At 72.1% G+C, this 3432-nt stretch carries 2 protein-coding genes and 1 pseudogene; 1 reads left to right on the top strand and 2 read right to left on the bottom strand.

All coding sequences use genetic code 11. The annotated features are described in order from the left end of the window. Positions 1-98: 98 nt before the first annotated feature. Positions 99-365 (bottom strand): annotated as a pseudogene (locus ACZ4RZ_RS50195) (class I SAM-dependent methyltransferase); the annotation flags it as partial. 277 nt (positions 366-642) lie between these two features. Continuing rightward, positions 643-1887: an MFS transporter gene (locus tag ACZ4RZ_RS50190; RefSeq protein ID WP_467754359.1), complete on the bottom strand. Its 1245-nt coding sequence runs from the start codon at positions 1885-1887 to the stop codon at positions 643-645. A gap of 134 nt (positions 1888-2021) precedes the next feature. Here ACZ4RZ_RS50190 and ACZ4RZ_RS50185 point away from each other — a divergent pair, with 134 nt between their 5' ends. Further along, complete coding sequence (locus ACZ4RZ_RS50185) at positions 2022-2957, top strand: LysR family transcriptional regulator (RefSeq protein WP_467754358.1); 936 nt, start codon at positions 2022-2024, stop codon at positions 2955-2957. The last annotated feature ends 475 nt before the right edge of the window (positions 2958-3432 follow it).

Genomic DNA, 3432 nt, shown 5'->3' with positions numbered 1-3432 from the left:
GCGCCACACATCTCGTTGCGGTCAACAGTGCAGATCCGTAAACACAGTTGAGGTCAGAGCAGCCCAAAGAAGCGATTCCCCCCACGCCTAAAGGCACGGATCCCCTCGCCAGAGATCTGATGGGCAGCGCGGGCGGCGGCGCGGGGGCTGAGGTCCGTCCCGGTGACGCGGTGCCCACGCAGTGCAAGGCCGATGGCCTGCGTGCCGATGCCACAGGAGCAGTCGAGCACCGCCACGCGGTCCTCGCCCATCAGGGCGTCCAGTGCCTCGCCCTGCCGACGCATGCTCGCGTCCCAGTCTGCGTAGATCAGATGGTAGTCGTCGGCCAGTTCGTCGTAAAAATGCGCCACCGAGCTCTCGGGCATGGCCCGAGGCTAGTGTGCCTGATCCCCGGAGGCACTGGAGGTGCTGGTCATTCCAATGATTGCCTGAACGCCCTCGCTGACGACGCTGCCGTCAATTCTCGTGAGCATCTGCGGGCGCGCTGATCGCCAACTGCTGCTGAAACCCATCGACATACGCTGGTGCTGAACGTGAACGAAGCCAGCGGTACGTGGGCTGGAGCGGAGCTTGTGGTGTTATCTGGGGTCGCTGCGAGGAGGGGCGGCGCGGCCCGGTTGCGGTGACGGCCGTGGCGGCTGGTCAGGCGCGGTTCGGTGCCGGCTCCGGCTCGGAGAGATGCGCTGCCGCGCGGCGCGGGAGCAGCAGCGGGGTCGCCAGCAGGAGCACGCCGGCCAGGCCGATGGCCGTACGCGGGCCGAGCAGGCCGCCCAGCACGCCCCAGACGGCCGTCAGGAGCGCGGTCGAGGCCTTGGTCGTCACCGCCCAGGCGGACAGCGTGCGGGCGACCCGGTCGGTCGCGGTGCGCTCGAGGCGGTAGGTGGCGTAGACGGGGTTGAAGACCCCGCAGCAGAAGATGAGCCCGAGCTCGACGCCCATCACCAGCAGCAGCCCTGCGGTGCCCGGCCCGAGGAAGGCCAGGCCGACGGGCCACAGCGCGCGCAGCGCCCCGGCCGCGACCAGGACCTGGTGCTGCCCGAACCGGGTGACGAGCGGTCGGGCCAGCCGCGAACCGAGCAGCCCGCCGATCGCGGGCGCGGCGAAGGCGAGGCCGTACTGCCACGGTGCGAACCCGAGTCGGCCGAGCATCAGGACGGCCAGCAGCGGCTGGGCGGCCATCACCAGGCCGTTGAACAAGGCGGTGTTGAAGAACAGCGGTCGCAGCGTCGTGTCGGCGAGGATGTACCGCCAGCCGTCGAGCAGGTCCCCGGCCCGCATGCGCGCGGCCTCCCGGCGCTCGGGCCGCGGCTCGTGCCCGCCCGTCGCGCGGATGCCCAGGGCCGAGAGCAGGTAGCTGACCGCGTCGGCCACCACCGTCGCCACCGGACCGAGGAGCCCGATCGCCGCGCCGCCCAGCGGCGGTCCGATGATGGTGGTCGTCCAGGCCGTGGACTCGAACCGGGCGCCTGCGACGAGCAGGTCCTCGGCCGGCAGCAGCGTCTTCAGGTACGCGCCGGAGGCGGCGCGGAAGGTGATGTCGGCCGCCGCGACGACGACCGAGACCAGCAGGAGCTGAAGGAAGGTGAGGACGCCGAGCGCGAACGCGGTGGGGATCGTCAGCAGCGCCGCGAACCGCACCAGGTCCATCGCGATCAGCACCGGCCGCTTGCGGCGGAACTCCGTCCACGGGCCGAGCGGCACCGCCGCGGCCGCGCCCACCGCAGCCCCCACGCAGGAGAGCGCGGCGACCTCGGCCGGTCCGGCGTGCAGCACCCGGATGGCGATCAGCTCGAACGCGCCGAAGGCGAGCCACGTGCCGAGCGCGCTGGTCCCATACGCTCCCCAGAGCCACCCGAACTGCCGCCCCAGCCGGTGCCCGCTCCTCATGCCCGACGCCCCTCTCCACTCACCTGCACAACCGATCCGCGATCGGAAGCATCAAAGCGAGCACCACACCCGGGGATCAAACAACCGCAGGACCGCTCGGCCACAACCAATGGTTGTGGCCATAGGGTGTCGGCGTGGACCTCGACACCGTCCGGACCTTCGTCGCCGCCGCCGACGCGGGGCAGTTCCAGGAGGCCGCCGCCGAGCTGGCGGTCACCCAGCAGGCCGTCTCCAAGCGCATCGCCGCGCTGGAGCGCAACCTCGGCGTGCGGCTGTTCACCCGCACCGCGCGCGGCGCCGAGCTCACCATCGACGGGCAGGCGTTCCTGCCCCACGCGCGCGAGCTGCTGCGCGTCGCCGAGCGCGCGGTCGCGTCCGTGCGCACCGGCCGCCGTCCGCTGCGCGTCGACGTGATCGCCTCGCGCGGCGCGGCGTCGGGCCTGATGCGCGGATTCCACCGCGCGCACCCCGAGATCGAGCTCGACGTGGTGTGGCTGTTCGACATCGAGACGGCCGTCGCCGCCATCCGGTCCGGTGCGATCGACGCGTCCTTCCGCGCCGTCGCCGTGCCCGGCCGGCCCCTTCCCGAGGACATCGAGTCCGTGCGGGTGCTCGACGAGCCGCTCCAGCTCCTCACCGGCCCCGCCCACGCGCTGGCGGGCGCCCGGTCGGTGACCGTCGCTCAGCTCGCCGGGCACCGGATCTGGATGCCCGGCATCGTCCCCGGTACCGAGTGGGCCGCCTACTACGACGACCTCGTCGCCGAGTTCGGCCTCACCATCGAGGCGACCGGCCCCAACTTCGGCTCCGACGCGCTCCTGGACACCGTCGCCGACACCCCGGCCCTGGCCACCTTCATGGGCGAGCAGACCCGCCTCGTCTGGCCCGCCGGCCACGGCCTGCGCCGCATCCCGGTGACCGACCCGATGCCCGTCTACCCGCACTCGCTCCTGTGGCACCGCGACAACCCTCACCCGGCGCTGGCCACCCTCCGCGCCCACCTCGCCGCCACAGCGGCCGGCCACGACGCCGCCGGGACCTGGGCGCCGGGCTGGGTAATTTCGCGCTGAACGCCGCCGCGTCTTCGATCATCGTGGCCGGATCGACGGACGGTGACTCGGGGGCAGGCGTGGCCATCGGCGCACTCCGGCTCTCCCCCTCCGTGTACCTCATATGCCTTGACGGTGATCAAGGCGGTGAACTGCCGATTCTTTTCCGGGGTTGCACCGGGCGGACTGTGCTGGCGCTGCTGGCAGGCGGTTTCGGGGTTGCCTTTGTGCTATCCCTCTGGGGGGTTTCCGGGCCTTAGGCGCGGCGGCGTCTTGGGGAAGCCTGCCGGGTGGCGATGCCGCGAAGAAGGCGTGGGCTGGTCGATGGTGCGTTCGCGGTCCGTGCCTCCGGCCGCGGCGGCCTGCCGCGTCAGTGCGCCGACGAGGGTGTGCCGCCGGCGGTTCAGCATGATCTAGCGCGGAACCCCGGGCGTTCACGCCCGGGAGGAAGCGCTTCTCTGGACTGCTCTGACTTGCGCGGGTGCTCGGGTCCGCA

The organism is Streptomyces sp. NPDC027189 (assembly GCF_055566975.1).
Note: the sequence above shows the minus strand (reverse complement) of the source record. Positions and strands in the feature narration are given on the sequence as shown.

What these genes read in the sequence shown, in the direction of transcription:
- ACZ4RZ_RS50190 (WP_467754359.1), bottom strand. Translation starts at nt 1,887, where the DNA reads ATGAGGAGCGGGCACCGGCTGGGGCGGCAGTTCGGGTGGCTCTGGGGA.